The 15,120-nt window shown below is 41.7% G+C and carries 14 protein-coding genes; 12 read left to right on the top strand and 2 right to left on the bottom strand.

What is annotated here, in order from left to right:
• Positions 1-26 precede the first annotated feature (26 nt).
• Positions 27-374 carry a hypothetical protein gene (locus tag ACI48O_RS21110; protein WP_435563800.1) on the bottom strand — a complete coding sequence of 116 codons (348 nt, stop codon included), beginning with the start codon at positions 372-374 and terminating at the stop codon, positions 27-29.
• Positions 375-618: 244 nt separating this feature from the next.
• On the opposite strand from ACI48O_RS21110, the gene ACI48O_RS21115 reads away from it, so the two are divergent.
• Positions 619-1,638 (top strand): macro domain-containing protein, encoded by a 1,020-nt coding sequence (locus tag ACI48O_RS21115; protein ID WP_435563801.1) that lies wholly within the window; start codon positions 619-621, stop codon positions 1,636-1,638.
• A gap of 292 nt (positions 1,639-1,930) precedes the next feature.
• Here ACI48O_RS21115 and ACI48O_RS21120 read toward each other — a convergent pair whose 3' ends face one another.
• Positions 1,931-2,794, bottom strand: a complete 864-nt coding sequence (locus ACI48O_RS21120) for a helix-turn-helix domain-containing protein (RefSeq protein ID WP_435563802.1) — start codon at positions 2,792-2,794, stop codon at positions 1,931-1,933.
• 217 nt (positions 2,795-3,011) lie between these two features.
• Between ACI48O_RS21120 and ACI48O_RS21125 the strand changes: the two genes are divergently transcribed.
• The 11 genes from ACI48O_RS21125 (at position 3,012) to hypD (ending at position 15,082) form a co-directional block, all read left to right on the top strand.
• Positions 3,012-3,491 (top strand): 4Fe-4S dicluster domain-containing protein, encoded by a 480-nt coding sequence (locus ACI48O_RS21125; protein ID WP_435563803.1) that lies wholly within the window; start codon positions 3,012-3,014, stop codon positions 3,489-3,491.
• A complete protein-coding gene (locus ACI48O_RS21130) occupies positions 3,491-5,314 on the top strand; it encodes an aldehyde ferredoxin oxidoreductase family protein (RefSeq protein WP_435563804.1) in 1,824 nt (607 codons plus the stop codon). The genes ACI48O_RS21125 and ACI48O_RS21130 overlap by 1 nt, the downstream gene beginning before the upstream one ends.
• A gap of 201 nt (positions 5,315-5,515) precedes the next feature.
• The gene (locus ACI48O_RS21135; RefSeq protein WP_435563805.1) at positions 5,516-5,785 is read left to right on the top strand and encodes a ubiquitin-like small modifier protein 1; all 270 of its coding nucleotides are present in this window, start codon (positions 5,516-5,518) and stop codon (positions 5,783-5,785) included.
• Positions 5,786-5,830: 45 nt separating this feature from the next.
• Positions 5,831-9,649 carry a proton-conducting transporter transmembrane domain-containing protein gene (locus tag ACI48O_RS21140; protein WP_435563806.1) on the top strand — a complete coding sequence of 1,273 codons (3,819 nt, stop codon included), beginning with the start codon at positions 5,831-5,833 and terminating at the stop codon, positions 9,647-9,649.
• Positions 9,649-10,611 carry a respiratory chain complex I subunit 1 family protein gene (locus ACI48O_RS21145; RefSeq protein ID WP_435563807.1) on the top strand — a complete coding sequence of 321 codons (963 nt, stop codon included), beginning with the start codon at positions 9,649-9,651 and terminating at the stop codon, positions 10,609-10,611. The genes ACI48O_RS21140 and ACI48O_RS21145 overlap by 1 nt, the downstream gene beginning before the upstream one ends.
• Before the next feature lie 201 nt (positions 10,612-10,812).
• A complete protein-coding gene (locus tag ACI48O_RS21150; RefSeq protein WP_435563808.1) occupies positions 10,813-11,244 on the top strand; it encodes an NADH-quinone oxidoreductase subunit B family protein in 432 nt (143 codons plus the stop codon).
• A gap of 11 nt (positions 11,245-11,255) precedes the next feature.
• Complete coding sequence (locus tag ACI48O_RS21155; protein WP_435563809.1) at positions 11,256-11,768, top strand: 4Fe-4S dicluster domain-containing protein; 513 nt, start codon at positions 11,256-11,258, stop codon at positions 11,766-11,768.
• The gene (locus ACI48O_RS21160; RefSeq protein WP_435563810.1) at positions 11,762-12,343 is read left to right on the top strand and encodes an NADH-quinone oxidoreductase subunit C; all 582 of its coding nucleotides are present in this window, start codon (positions 11,762-11,764) and stop codon (positions 12,341-12,343) included. The genes ACI48O_RS21155 and ACI48O_RS21160 overlap by 7 nt, the downstream gene beginning before the upstream one ends.
• Positions 12,336-13,418, top strand: a complete 1,083-nt coding sequence (locus ACI48O_RS21165; RefSeq protein ID WP_435563811.1) for a hydrogenase large subunit — start codon at positions 12,336-12,338, stop codon at positions 13,416-13,418. Before ACI48O_RS21160 ends, ACI48O_RS21165 begins: the two co-directional genes overlap by 8 nt.
• Positions 13,419-13,452: 34 nt before the next feature.
• Positions 13,453-13,794 carry a hydrogenase maturation nickel metallochaperone HypA gene (gene hypA / locus ACI48O_RS21170; RefSeq protein WP_435563812.1) on the top strand — a complete coding sequence of 114 codons (342 nt, stop codon included), beginning with the start codon at positions 13,453-13,455 and terminating at the stop codon, positions 13,792-13,794.
• Positions 13,795-13,822: 28 nt separating this feature from the next.
• Positions 13,823-15,082, top strand: a complete 1,260-nt coding sequence (hypD, locus tag ACI48O_RS21175; protein ID WP_435563814.1) for a hydrogenase formation protein HypD — start codon at positions 13,823-13,825, stop codon at positions 15,080-15,082.
• Positions 15,083-15,120: the final 38 nt, after the last annotated feature.

Genomic DNA, 15,120 nt, shown 5'->3' on the forward strand with positions numbered 1-15,120 from the left:
ATTTTATCTTTGTTCTCCTTTTCTGTTTATTTAAGTGAAATGTCTTCGATTTTCCCTCCTTCCTTTAATAATAGTTTTGTATATAAATCACCTGGACCTATGAACTGTTTTGCTTCAGGGGAACGGACTCTAACTTTTCTCTTCACTTCCTCCATTTGGATTCGAATCAGGGTGGATAACTGGGTTTCTTGTTTGGCAAGAACTCCTAAGGTTATCGGCTGCTTTCTATATTTGTGTTTCACATTTTCTGATATGGTTAACAAAGTCATGAATTTAATTCTGGGTGGGACTTTCCGGATAAGCTCCTGAGCTTTCTTGTCTTTCGAACCGTTGGCTTGTGCGGGAACCTTTCGATGTAGCATAAATAGTTTCATACTATCACTACCTTTCCGAAAAGATTATGGGTGTTTTCCCTATAGTTATTAATTCCAGATATTGTGTAAATTTCCTTTAGATTATTCCTCTCTTTTCATCGTCATTTTCCAATAAAAAATGACAAGACTTGTGTGGAATTTGGATAACAGGAAATAAACGTATTTGTCCACTCTTTTTATAATTTCCAGAATTAGCTATCATATAAGTATAATAGAGAATGCCCTTAAGGAGGCCAATACGATCATGCCATTGGAAATCGTTCGCAATGATATAACAAAAATGAAGGTTGATGCGGTTGTGAATGCTGCGAATACCGCTTTGAAAAGGGGCGGGGGAGTATGCGGCGCCATTTTTGAAGCAGCAGGGGCCGAGGTACTCCAAGCGGCATGTGATGAAATCGGTGGCTGCCCATCTGGACAAGCGGTTATCACCGATGCCTTTAAGTTACCGGCCAAATATATCATTCATACACCTGGACCGATTTGGCAAGGCGGTTCCAACAAAGAAGCCGAACTATTAAAGGCCTCCTACGAAAATTCTTTAAAACTAGCGATTAAACACCAATGCGAGTCCATCGCGTTTCCGTTGATTTCGTCTGGAATATACGGTTATCCAAAGGAAGAAGCATTGCAAATTGCCGTCTCCACGATCGGATCGTTTCTATTAAATTATGACATCCTCGTATACCTCGTTGTTTTTGACAAAAAGTCTTTTGGTTTAAGCAAGCAGCTCTTTGCCTCGATCCATCAATACATTGATGAGCATTATGTAGAGGAAGCCGAAATTTGTTATAGCCGTGATCGAAATGAAGAACTTTTTCACATGGAACCATTGCATGAAGCTAAGAGTATCGAACAGGATTATTACAAAATAGAGGAACAAGTACAAAAGCAAAGAAGTTTAATAGATCTGGTGAACCAGCTCGATGAATCCTTTTCTGAGCGGCTGTTTCGTTTAATTGACGAAAAAGGAATGACCGACGCCGAGACCTATCATCGGGCAAATATTGATCGCCGCTTGTTTTCAAAAATTCGCAACGGAGTCGATTATACACCTAAGAAAAAAACAGCGATTGCGTTTGCCATAGCATTGAAATTAAATTTAGATGAAACGATTGACTTATTAGCAGCTGCTGGCTATACATTATCACATAGCAGTAAATTTGATGTAATTGTTAAATATTTTATCGAAGAGGGCAACTACAATATCCACGAAATGAATGAAGCGTTGTTTGCCTTTGAACAGCCTTTGCTCGGAGCTTAACTGAAGGGCGAAGTCTAACTTTCGGAGCTTGCTTAATACATGACACAAAAATGACGTATGAATTGACATACGTCATTTTTTGTATATTGCAGACGTCCTCCCGAAAAAATCAGTTTCGTCTCAGTCGTTCGAGCGCAAAAAAAAAAACACATAAAAATGTGTGGATTTTTTATGTATTAATAAATCATCATTGAGGATTGGCTTCATCCACTTTGTCTAAAGATTATGCGCAAGCTGAAAGGAATAGGCAATCATTTATATAACCGAAATCCCTTGTATGTAACGCAAATAATTATTCTTCGTATTGATACATAACCGGAACGTTTCCAATACTTTTATAATGCTTTGGTGTAATGCCATATTTATTTTTAAAGAGTGCAATGAAATAAGAAATATTCTCATAACCCAGTTCGTAGGCTACTTCAGTAACATTCCGAGTTTTCAGTAAATTCTTTGCGTGAGTCAGTTTGAGGTTTGTTATATACTCCTTTGGCGTCGTTCCAATGATCTTTTTGAAAGAATTACTGAAATTCGTTTCGGACATATTTAGATTGTGTGCCAATTGGCATATGCTTAACGGCTGCCTAATATTCTCCTGTATATACTTGATCGATTGGTAAATAGGATGATCATGTTCAACATTGATGACTTGCTGTATCCCTTTAATCTGAACGAGATGATAAACCATTTCCTGAACGTAAAGATCAATCAGGAATTCTTTATTTTTATCGGCTTTTACAGAAACATTGGTCACTTTATTCAAACATTTTCTAAGCTCGTCATTTATTTTGCCAAGTAAAAATTTTTCCTCATTAAGAGAGTCATAATCTGCATCTATTTCTATACTTATTTTCTCTGTCACCTTTTTTAAGAGACTGTCGTTGAGCTCAAAAACCAAAGCCTTTGTAGGGCAGTCAATTTCCATATGGACATTCGAGTGGGGTGGCAACACAATAAACTGACCCGGATTATATGTAAAATGAATGTCTTTGTTTACTGAAACATGTTTACAGCCGTCTAGTATGGTACATAGCCTCGTGTATTCATACGATTTGTAATCACATTTCATTGGAGAAAGATCATAGTATAACAATCTAGCATAATCCGTTTCCAACCCGTCCGCTAATTCTATTCCTCGATTAAAATTCGTCAGCATCCTTCAAACACCTCCTTATTCGAACACATTTACACCTTTATAGTACTATGAGGGCCAATATTTTAGATATGGACAATTCGTGACAAAAAAAATAGGATTATTTTTTAAAGAAATTTGTTAGTTTTAAAAAAATTTAAGGATTATAGTGAAAGCGTAGTAAATTTTCCGTGTCGAGGAGGTGTAACTGGCATCGCAAATTGCGGTTTCCAGGATAATCATGAGCAAAATTTTAACGATTTCTCCTGAAAAATGCACGAACTGTAGAAGCTGTGAGTTGATTTGTTCTTTTATTAAAATTGGAGAATTCAACCCGAGGGAATCAGCTGTAAATGTCATAGCTTACGAGGAGGCTGCCATTTCAGTACCGGTCATGTGTATGCAGTGTGAAGATGCTGCGTGTATGACAGTTTGTCCCGTCAATGCGTTTTCGAGAGATGAAAACGGCGCAGTTGTATCAAATGGTGAAAAATGTATTGTCTGTAAAATGTGTATCAGTGCCTGTCCACTGGGGAATATTTCCTTCAGCCCGAGCCAAAAAAATATTGTGAAGTGTAACCTGTGTGACGGAGATCCTCATTGCGCCAAAGTCTGTCCATCAGGGGCCATACAGTATGTAGATGGATCCACTGCCAACATCAACAAGAAAAGAGCCATTGCTGAAAAGTTTAAGGATTTGTTTGCGGAGGTGAAGAGTTAATGAACGGTTGGAAGGGAAAGATTATCCGAGTTGATTTAACAAATGAAACAATTAAAACCGAACCCCTGAATATGCAGGATGCAAAGCTTTATCTGGGAGGCCGGGGCCTTGGGACAAAAATCTATCAAAATGAAGTGGACCCAAGGGTAGAAGCTCTCAGTCCCGAAAATAAGATGATTTTCATGACCGGTCCGTTAACCGGCACAATTGCTACCTGTGCAGGAAGATATGAAGTGGTAACAAAATCTCCTTTGTCCGATACGATCGGCGCCAGTAGCTCAGGTGGTCATTTTGGACCTGAACTGAAATTTGCAGGATATGATGGAATCATTTTTGAAGGGAAAGCCCAAAAGCCAATCTACCTCTATATCAATGATGATCATATGGAACTGAGGGAAGCGAGTCATCTATGGGGCAAGGAAGTTCCTGCTACTACAAATGAATTGCTGAAAGAAACCGAGGAGGATGCAAGAGTTGCCTGTATTGGTCCAGCCGGTGAAAAACTCGTCTTGTTCGCCACCATCATGAATGATCTAAACAGAGCTGCCGGACGCTCAGGACTTGGAGCGGTAATGGGTTCTAAAAACTTAAAGGCAATCGTTGTAAAAGGTACGAAGTCGATTACCGTAGCGAAGCCAACGGAATTTCTGAATGCATGCATGGATTCATTGAGCAAAATCAAAGCAAATCCTGTAACTGGCACCGGACTGCCTACATATGGAACAGAGGTACTCGTCAATATTTTGAACGAGTCGGGAGGACTTCCAACTAGGAACTGGCAGGAATCTGTATTTGAAAAAGCAGACGATATCAGCGGTGAGGCCCTTGCAGAAAAGTATCTCGTAAGAAATCGGGGCTGCTTTGACTGTTCGATCGGTTGCGGCCGGGTCACGAAAATCGAGAGATCACAATATACAGACTTTGGTGAAGGACCTGAATATGAAGCAGGCTGGTCGTTTGGAGCGGACTGCGGCGTAGGTAGTTTGGAAGAGGTATGCGAAGCAAACTTCCTGTGCAATGAGCTTGGTATGGATCCGATTACAATGGGTTCAACAATCGCCTGTGCAATGGAATTGTATGAGAAAGGTTACGCAACAAAAAATGATATTGGCAGGGATTTACCTTTTGGAGATGCCAAATCAATTGTTGAGCTTACTAGAATGACAGGTTATCGAGAAGGTTTCGGAGATAAGCTTGCATTAGGCTCCTATAGAATGGCTACAGAATTCGGACATCCTGAACTGTCAATGACTGTAAAAAAATTAGAAATGCCAGCTTACGACGGACGCGCCTTACAGGGAATGGGTCTGGAATATGCTACTTCTAATCGTGGAGGCTGCCATGTTCGCGGGTATATGACATCACCTGAAATCCTTGGCTTGCCTGTAAAAATGGATCCACTTGTGACCGAAGGAAAGGCTGGCATGCTAAAAACCTTCCAGGATCTAACCTCCGTTGTAGATTCGGTAGGAATGTGCCTCTTTACTACATTTGCAATTGGTCTGCCTGAGATTTCAGAAATGGTTCGGACAGCTACAGGTATCAACTATACGGATGAAGAGGTTCTGCAGCTTGGTGAAAGAATATGGAACCTTGAAAAACTCATGAATATGGAATACGGAATTTCTAAGGAAGATGACACTCTTCCTCCAAGACTTTTGAATGAACCTATTACTGAGGGTCCAGCAAAAGGAAAGGTTACCGAGCTGGATAAAATGCTCCCAGAATACTATTCCTTAAGGGGATGGGATCCTGATGGTGTACCAACCGAAATGAAAAAGAAAGAACTTTCGATAAAATCATTTGAAAATACCCCAATTTAAAATGATTTGAATAAAAAAAGTGTCGTAGCGATCGACCTGTGCAAGAGAATTGTTGGTAGCAAATCATCACGCAGAAAGTCGAGCGAGTTATTTTAAAATAACACATAATGGAATAAAAGTAAATAATTTACTTATAATGTGCGGCAGGTTTATACAGCAACGTATAAGCCTGCCAGCAACTTCAATCTCAGGTGATGGTTTATGATAATTAAATTTTTTGCCTATATACGTGATTATACACATACGAAAGAAACCAAGATGGATCAATGCGAAACGCTCGAGGAGCTCTTAAAGAAGCTTTGTCATAAGTACGGAAAAAAATTCGAAGATAAAATATTTGAGAATAACAACCTTAGTGCAGAAATCATCATTCTTGTTAATGGACGGCATATAGAGCATTGTGAGGGAATCCATACAAAATTAAAACAGGAGGATGTCATTTCTATATTCCCTGTTGTTGCAGGAGGTTGATTCATATCAACCTTTTTAATTTAAAAAAGTAAGGGGGGAAATGCATTGAATGCATTGCCATTATTTGGCGTAATCATTTTGCTGCTCTTTGAACTATTGGCAGTTACAAAAACAAAAAAATTAATGGCATTACTAATCTATTCTTCGCTAGCCGAAGTAGGATATATACTTCTTGGGTTTGGCAGCGGCACTTTTGCCGGGCAAACCGGGGCGTTTCTGCATCTTGAATATCAATTTCTGATGAGGGGCTTAGTTTTCCTTGCGGCCTTCCTAATCATTAAACGCGGCGGATCACCATACATTGAGAAATTAAGAGGAGTGGGGCGGACTTCATCATTCATAGCGACGATGTTTGCTTTTGGGATCTTTTCGGTAATGGGTCTATCCCCATTTAAAGGATCGATCAGCAAATTTTTAATCGAATACTCCTACATTGAAACCAGTCAATATCTTTATGCTGCAGCCATTCTAGTAGGTAGCGTTTTGGAAGCATGGTATTTTATCAGGATCATCCATCAAATCTGTTTTGCTAAAGCAGAGGATGGTGCACAAAATCCCGATCAGACTGAAAAGACATTTGCACGTTTTAATTCGGTCCTTTACGGATTTGTAATGGTTCTTGGAGCCCTTACTGCTTTAACTTCGTTGTTCCCTGAACCATTAATAGGGTTTAGCGAACATTTGGCCACTTCACTATTTGGAACACCTGAGCTTGAATTACCTGTTTTTGATTCACATTGGCCGATTACAGTTTTAGTACCTTATATCGGGGCTTTTATCGTTTTCATCATCGGTCATTTTTTGCCGAAGCTGACAGGAACACTTTCAGTCTGTATTGGAGCGGCGACAGTCGGAATCGTTTTAATCGATGGCAATGTCGATGGCCTATCCAAATTTTTTGCGATTATTATTTCAGGTATTATTCTTTTGGCCATCATTTATTCGATCGGATATTTTAAGAATGAAAAGAACAACAACCGTTACTTTTTCTTTTTGCTGCTCACTTTGGGCAGTTTGATCGGTGTTGCGACGAGCACAAAGTTTGGCAATTTCTATGTGTTCTGGGAACTGATGACTTGGGCGTCGTATTTGCTCATCGTTCATGAACCAACAGAGAAGGCTTTAAGTGCAGGATTCAAGTACTTTATGATGTGTGCAACCGGTGCTAATATTATGCAGTTTGGTCTATTAATACTGCAGGACAACGCCGGCACACTTGACATGGGAATGGTGGCGAGCAAACTGCCTTTCATAGAGCCTAGTCTATTAATTGCAGTCATTTGTATGGTTATTATAGGAACCGGAGTTAAAACCGGTCTTGTGCCATTGCACAGCTGGCTGCCTGAAGCCCATCCTGCCGCACCATCACCTGTATCATCTATTCTTTCCGGTATCCTTACAAAAATAGGTGTATATGGACTTGTGAAGATTTTGTTTGCTATTTTTGGTGTCGGTCTATTGACTCAATTAGGGTCTGCTGGAAAGCTTTCCTATGCTGGTTTGGTACTAGCCATATTAGGAATCATAACGTCCCTATATGGAGAGGTAATGGCTTTACTTCAGAAAGATGTTAAACGTCTGCTAGCCTATTCGACTATGGGGCAGATTGGTGAGATTGTCGCCACACTTGGATTGGGGACCTATCTGAGTATGGTTGCCGGCCTTTACCACGTGTTGAACCATGCGATTATGAAAGGATTGCTGTTCCTTGCTGTCGGCATACTCGTACACAAATTGAAAAGCCGGGATATTTCAGCATTAAAAGGAGTCGGAAAGGTCATGCCTTTTACGGCGGGATGCTTGGCTATCGGCATTCTTGCCATTATGGGTTTGCCTCCATTTAACGGGTTCATCAGTAAATTTCTCATGCTGTATGCTGCTGTGAAATCCGGCTACTGGTATATCGCTGCTCTCCTCTTGTTTGGAAGCATTATCGGGGCGATTTGTTATATCAGACTTATCAAAACGATTTTCTTTGAAAAATATGAAGGGTCATCCGTAAAGGAAGGATCTTTGTCAATGCTGGTTCCAATTGGTTTCCTTACTGGACTGGTGTTCTTTAACGGATTGTTCCCTCAGTTTGCCTTGAAGCTCGTAGTTTCTGCAGCAAATTCTGTTGCGCATAACGGAGGATTAACGATCACCGCGATTCCTCAGATTCAGGTGAACTGGCCATTATTCATCATTATCCCGATGCTTGGTAGTTTGTTATCCTACTTTTTGGGGAAACGCACCCCTAAAGTCGCAGGCTGGATATCTGTGGCTGTGATGTCGGTAACACTTGTTGCGATTGCTGTTTTACATGCAAAGATGGATATTTACTCATTAAGCTTTGCAGTGCTGATTGCCTTTGTAGGCCTGCTTAATATGCTGTACTCATTAGGATATATGGAGGCGCACGGACATGCACAGAACCGCTATTACATGTTTTTCTTAATGATGATAGGTGGGCTGATTGGTGTTGCGACAAGCAAGGACTTTTTCTCCTTCTTTATTTACTGGGAGATTATGAGCAGTTGGACGTTGTATTTTTCAATCATCCATGAGGAGACGAAGGCTGCGTTAAAAGAAGGCTTCAAATATTTCTTATTTAACTATATAGGCGCAAGCATTGCCTTTTTAGGAATACTCATTTTAACAGCGAAGACAGGCGCCTTTGACATGAGTGTGCTTATGGAACGCTTGAAAGGAATCGATCTTGGTTCAGCAGGGTTGGGCTTGACCTTAATCACAATTGGTTTTCTTATGAAAGCTGCGGTCCTGCCTTTCCGGATTGACTATCAGATGCACCCTTCAACCGCGCCGACACCTGTCAGCGGATATATTTCTTCCGTACTTTTAAAATGCGCGCCATATAGTCTAATCAAGCTGTTCTTTATCATGGGAGGCGCAGTTGTGGTAGGGCGCCTTGGAATGGTCTTTAATAGTTCTGTTTTGATGTACATTGTGTCATGGATTGCCGGTCTGTCTATTGTAGGCGCGGGTGCGATGGCGCTTGTACAAAGGGGCATTAAAAGAATGCTGATTTACAGTACCGTCAGTCAGATTTGTTATATCATCCTTGGTTTGAGCCTTGGTTCAACGCTGGGACTTACCGGTTCTATGCTTCATTTTGTCAACCATATGTTCTTTAAAGATCTGCTTTTCCTAGCTGCAGGTGCCATTATGGTACAAGCACATATCAGAAATCTCGACGATGTCAGCGGTCTTGGCAGAAAAATGCCTGTAACATTATCGTTCTTTATGATAGGGGCCATGTCCTTAGCCGGCATACCTCCTTTCAGCGGATTTACGTCGAAGTGGATTGTGTATGAAGCGGCAATGGAAAAGGGTGAGGTATTCCTAGCGCTCCTATCATTGGCCGGAAGCGTTATAACGATGGCATATTTTCTAAAATTTTTGCATTCCGCTTTCTTCGGTATACCTTCACACAATTCAGAACATGTCAAAGAAGCACCATGGACAATGCTTGTTCCGATGGGGGTATTATCTGTCATCAGTATTGTTTTCGGCATCATGCCGGGATTACCGCTAATGGTCATATCGAAAGTGTTATCGATGGCAGGTTTCGCCCAACCATCCTTTACATTATTTCGGATTGATACGCCGATTGGAGTATGGCAGGTTGGCATCATCACAATGACCTTACTTTTGGCGTTGATTGTTGGTTTGGCACTCCTCCTTTCCGGAAACAAAAAAATACGATATACCAACGCTTATACTTGCGGTGTATCGGACATTGATGCAGACAAAATCAATGTCTCGTCACAAAACTTGTATGAAACTCCTACAAAGCTGGTGAAGAAATTACACCACCAGGTGATCGTACCTGTTTTTGGTAATGGCGAGGAGGAAGAGGACTAATGGATACTGTAAAACTACTTTTTAATATATTGATCTTTCCAGGCGGCCTTTTTGCCATTGTCTTTGCTTTGTTTCTTCTCGGCGTAGACCGAAAAATTTATGCGCGCCTTCAGCGCCGTGTAGGTCCGCCACTTTACCAGCCGTTTCTTGATATGATAAAACTTTCTCGCAAGGAAATTTTAATACCCGTAACAGCTAACTATACTGCTTTCAGGTTTGCTCCGTTGATGGGTTTTGCAGGTATGATCGCGGCGATTACCATCATTCCTGTCACAGGAATTTATTCCGGTCTTTATCAATCTGGAGACCTACTGGTGTTACTGTATTTACTGGCAGCACCGGCATTGGCGATGATGGTCGGGGCGTCCGCTTCAGGGTCATCTTACAGTTCTGTCGGACTTTCCAGAGAAATGACCATTATGCTGGCTTATGAAATCCCATTAGTGATTGTTTTCTTGACAATAGGAATGAGGGTCGGAATCGCAAGTGGAGGAATGGCTGAGTTTTCGCTAAGCAGAATCATGGATTTTCAGCTCAGTAATGGCGCCTTGCTTTTTGATTGGCCGATGTTGCCGGCCTTCATTGCCTTTATGTGCTGCATTCCCGGGACAATCGGGGTTGTGCCTTTTGACATCCCTGAAGCGGAGACGGAAATTACCGAAGGGCCTTTACTTGAGTATTCAGGCATGGGACTGGCGATGTTTAAACTTACCGGCGGCTTGAAGATGGTGGTGCTGTCTGCATTGGCCATTGCACTGTTTTTCCCGTCAGGCATCGGGAACATTTGGCTCGTAAATCTGTTATGGTTCATTTTTAAATGCATCGTTGTAACGTTCTTTACGATTACACTGATTCGGGCTACAAGGGCCAGAATGCGGATGGATCAGGCATTCAAGTTCTACCTTTTGTTTCCGACCGCTTTGGCGTTAATCAGTCTGGTTTTAACGTTGCTTTCTTTCTAAATGGCTTTTGTTAAACTTGCCTGTTGATTTGCGCTCTAGGCGCTCGCTTTCCGCGGGCGGTCCGTGAGCCTCCTCGGCGCTTTGCGCCTGTGGGGTCTCACAAGACCAGCTTCTCCCGCAGGAGTCTCGCACCTTCCGCTCCAATCAACAACGAGCGTTAACGCAGCCATTAAATATAACCTTTTGAAGGGAATAATATTTATGGCAGAATTACTTCAAAAAATTATAAAAAAATCTCCTTGGATCTACAGAATCAATGCCGGCTCATGTAACGGATGCGATGTGGAAATGGCAACAACCGCTCTCATTCCCCGGTACGATATTGAACGTCTCGGCTGCAGGTATTGCGGCAGTCCGAAGCATGCTGACATTGTGCTGATATCGGGGCCGGTTACTGCGGTTGTGAAAGAGAAAGTTTTACGTGTTTATGATGAAGTGCCAAATCCGAAGGTAGTGGTAGCAGTCGGTATTTGTCCTATATCGGGGGGAGTTTTTAGGGATAGCTATGCGGTTGAAAAACCGCTTGATGAGTACATTCCGGTGGATGTGAATGTACCTGGCTGTCCACCTCGCCCCCAGGCCATTATTGATGGAGTTGCGATGGCAGTTGAAATATGGAAGACCAGGTTCTAGGGGGAATATAAATGAGTAAAACGTTGAAAATGATTCTACAGAATATCATAAAAGGTCCGTCTACTATTAAATACCCCTTTGAAGATTCACCTGCACCAGAAAAACTGAGAGGCAAAATTAAACATAACCCGGAGGCCTGTGTGGCATGTCATATGTGTGAGTATGTCTGTGCAGGGGGTGCCATAAGGATACAGGAGTCCGATGATCACAAAGGAATAGACTTTGTCGTTTGGCACAACACCTGCACATATTGTGGGTTGTGCGAGCATTACTGCCCAACAAAGGCGATTCAATTAACCAATGATTACCATACTGCGCATTTGCAAGAAGATAAATACAACTATACCGAAAGAACTGTGGTTAGAAAACAACCGTGTACACGCTGCGGTGAACCAATTATACCGTTTCCGTCTTACTTGATTGAGAAGTTATATGGCAAAGACGGTGATCAGAAAGGGCTGACCAAAATGTGTGAGAGCTGCCGCAGAAAAGCTGTATGGGAAGGTGGTGCGATTAAATGTTAACAGAAGAAGTCATCAATGATTTTAGTATAAAAATCAACCTGGAATTAGCCGGGAAATTAGATTTGAAATGGGATGTTGATAAAAAAGGCGTTGTATGCGGATGGTGTAGGCTTGTTGACTACGACGATATCGAGAAGGTTGCAAAGCTAATTGCTAGTTTTAAAGGAAGAGTAATGACGATTACCCCATTAAATACGCCAGCCATTATCGCCGACAATGCGCCGGATGAGGCGTTGGTAAAAGAAAAATCGGTTAGTTTGATTATCAATTATCACTTCTTTTTTGAGGGAGTTAATTTTACTGTTCGTATTACATTGCCGGATATCGATAGAACAGTAAAATCAATAACCCCTGTTCTGAAAAGTGCAGACTGGCATGAGCGGGAAATGCAGGAGCTTTATAACATCAAACTAGAAGGCCATCCTAATTCCAAAAGGCTGTTCTTGGATGAAAACATTTACATGACAGATCACACTATGATCCCGCTGTCTGAAGCCATGACGGGAGCAAGCACCAACACCTTGTGGGAAAAAATCATGAAGTCTGACAGAAAGGAAGCGAAAATCGGTGAGTAGCTATACGATTCCTATTGGTCCGGTACACGTAGTCCTAGAAGAACCCATATATTTCAAACTGCAGGTGGAGGGCGAGACGGTAGTCGGTCTTGATATAAATGCCGGCCATGTCCATCGCGGAATAGAATTCCTGGCGATGCAACGGAATTTTTACCAAAACCTAACGCTCACCGAAAGAGTTTGTTCGCTTTGTTCTAATAATCACCCATTTACCTATTGCATGGCAGTTGAACAAATTGCTGGTATTGAGATTCCGGTTAGAGCGGAGTATTTAAGAACCATTGCCGATGAAATTAAACGAATTTCCTCCCATCTTTTCAATATTGGCTTGATTCCACATATTATCGGTTTCGACTCTTTGTTTATGCATGCCATGGAGCTTAGAGAGACGATGCAGGATTTAAAAGAATCGATCTTCGGTAATCGAATGAATTTATCCGTCAATAGTATTGGCGGGGTTAGATATGATATTTCTGACGAGGAAGGCAAATATATCCTTAAAACGCTGGACGGTTTAAAAAAACCGCTTGAAGAAATTACAGGTATCTGCAAGACTAATGCATCGATTCGCCGCCGGACTGAGGGCATCGGCATCCTTCCTGAAGATAAAGCAGTACTTTATGGCGTGGTAGGGCCAGTCGCGAGAGCATCAGGACTCGGATACGATGTGAGGGTGGACAACCCTTATGCAGCTTATGACAAACTAAAGGTAAATGCAGTGACAAGGAAAAATGGCGATGTCTATTCAAGACTCATGGTAAGGCTGGAAGAAGTTGTGGAATCTATTCATATCGTTGAACAGTGTATAAAGCAAATGCCTGGCGGTCCAACCTGCTTGGATTATATGCCGGATATTCCTGCCGGTGAAGCAATTGCAAAATCGGAAGCTCCCAGGGGTGAATTAATCTATTACACAAGTACAAACGGAACGGCGATTCCCGAACGGATCAAGTGGAGAGTCCCTACGTACCCGAACTGGGAAGCCCTAAATGTTATGCTGCCTGGCAGTAAGATAGCGGATATTCCTGTTGTAATAGGAAGCATCGACCCGTGCATTTCCTGTACCGAGAGATAAAAAATAACGATTTTTTAGAAGGAGGTACCGCAAGTTGCATGAACTGGCAATGGTAAGAAGCATTTATGATGTAATTAGTGAAAAAATTAAAGAGTACGGCGTTAAAAAGGTGAAAGAAGTCAAACTTATCGTCGGAGAACTGACCGGCGTAGAAGATATGACGATGAAATCCTGCTTTGAGATTTATGTTCAGGCAACACCTGTAGAAGGAGCAAGTCTTATTATTGAGCGCGTTCCAGTTAAAGTCCGGTGCCGAATATGCGGGAATGAATACGAAACGAAGATTCCTTTTTCAGAATGTGATGTTTGTGGAAACAAAAGTTTTCAAATCATTGCCGGGAAAGAATTATATATTGAAAGTCTGGATGTAGAATAAACTTACATATTCAGTGAAGGTGATTAGGATGTGTGTTGCAGCTTTCGGGAAAGTTACAGAACTAATGGGAAAGAGTGCAGTAGTTAGTTTCAAGGGAGCGTTGAAGGAGGTTTCCGTTGCATTGCTTCCTAAGGTTGGAATTGGTGATACAGTCATTGTTCATGCTGGTTTTGCAACCGAAATACTCAAAGATCCTCAAAAGATGTATCGTGATGTGATTGCTACAGATGCGTATGCAAGACAACTGCTAGATGCTATCGAAAAAGAAAATAAAAGACTTCATGAGCGAGAATTAAAGATCATGAATTTTTGCGGTACCCATGAAAATACGATTGTACAATACGCCTTGCGCGATTTGTTACCTCCCAATATAGAATTGATAAGCGGTCCAGGCTGCCCGGTTTGTGTTACTCCTGAGGAAGAGATTGCGATGGGGTTGAATCTGGCAAAAAGAGAAAATATTATTCTTACAACCTATGGAGACCTTTTAAGAGTGCCGACGAGATGGGGCTCTTTGGAACAATTAAGGCTTGAGGGGATCGACGTGAGGATGGTCTGTGATATCTCACAGGCTCTTCAGATAGCAAAAACGACAAAAACAGAGGTAGTCCATTTCGCTGTAGGCTTTGAAACGACTGCCCCAGGTACAGCCGCAATTATTCAGGAGGCCGGTAATATAGAAAACTTCTCGATTATTTCTTCCCATCGGATCACGCCACCTGCAATGGAATATGTAGTATTAAATGCAAAAATGGATATATTGCTTTGTCCAGGACACGTCGCTATGGTTACCGGAACAGATCCTTTCGACACAATTGTAAAACAATATGGTATACCTTGTGTAATTAGCGGGTTTGAACCTGTTGATGTATTAGAGGCCATTCTTCAGGCAATGTGCCAACATGGTAAAAACGAGTCTGTCTTAATGAATCAATATGATCGAGTAGTAACAGAAAAGGGAAATATACTGGCGCAAAACTTATTAAAAGAAACGTTTACACTTAAAGATGCAAGCTGGAGAGGTGTAGGGACGTTACCACAGTCCCGTCTCGTATTAAAAAGTGAATACAGTAGGTTTGACGCTGAAGCTAAATTCAATCTACAACTACCTGATAATGTAGCGACACCAAGACAGAACTGCCTGTGCGGTGAGGTTCTGAAAGGGATGAAACCTCAAGCGTGCCCAAATTTCGGTAAACAATGCACCCCATCAAATCCAGCAGGACCTTGTATGGTTACGAATGAAGGGGCCTGTAGCATTGCCTATATGAACCGTTCAATGCTTTAAAATGAAAGCTCTACACAGGGGAATACACTTTTATTATT

The organism is Neobacillus terrisolis, from assembly GCF_051233475.1.
Taxonomy (GTDB): Bacteria; Bacillota; Bacilli; order Bacillales; family Cytobacillaceae; genus Bacillus_BU.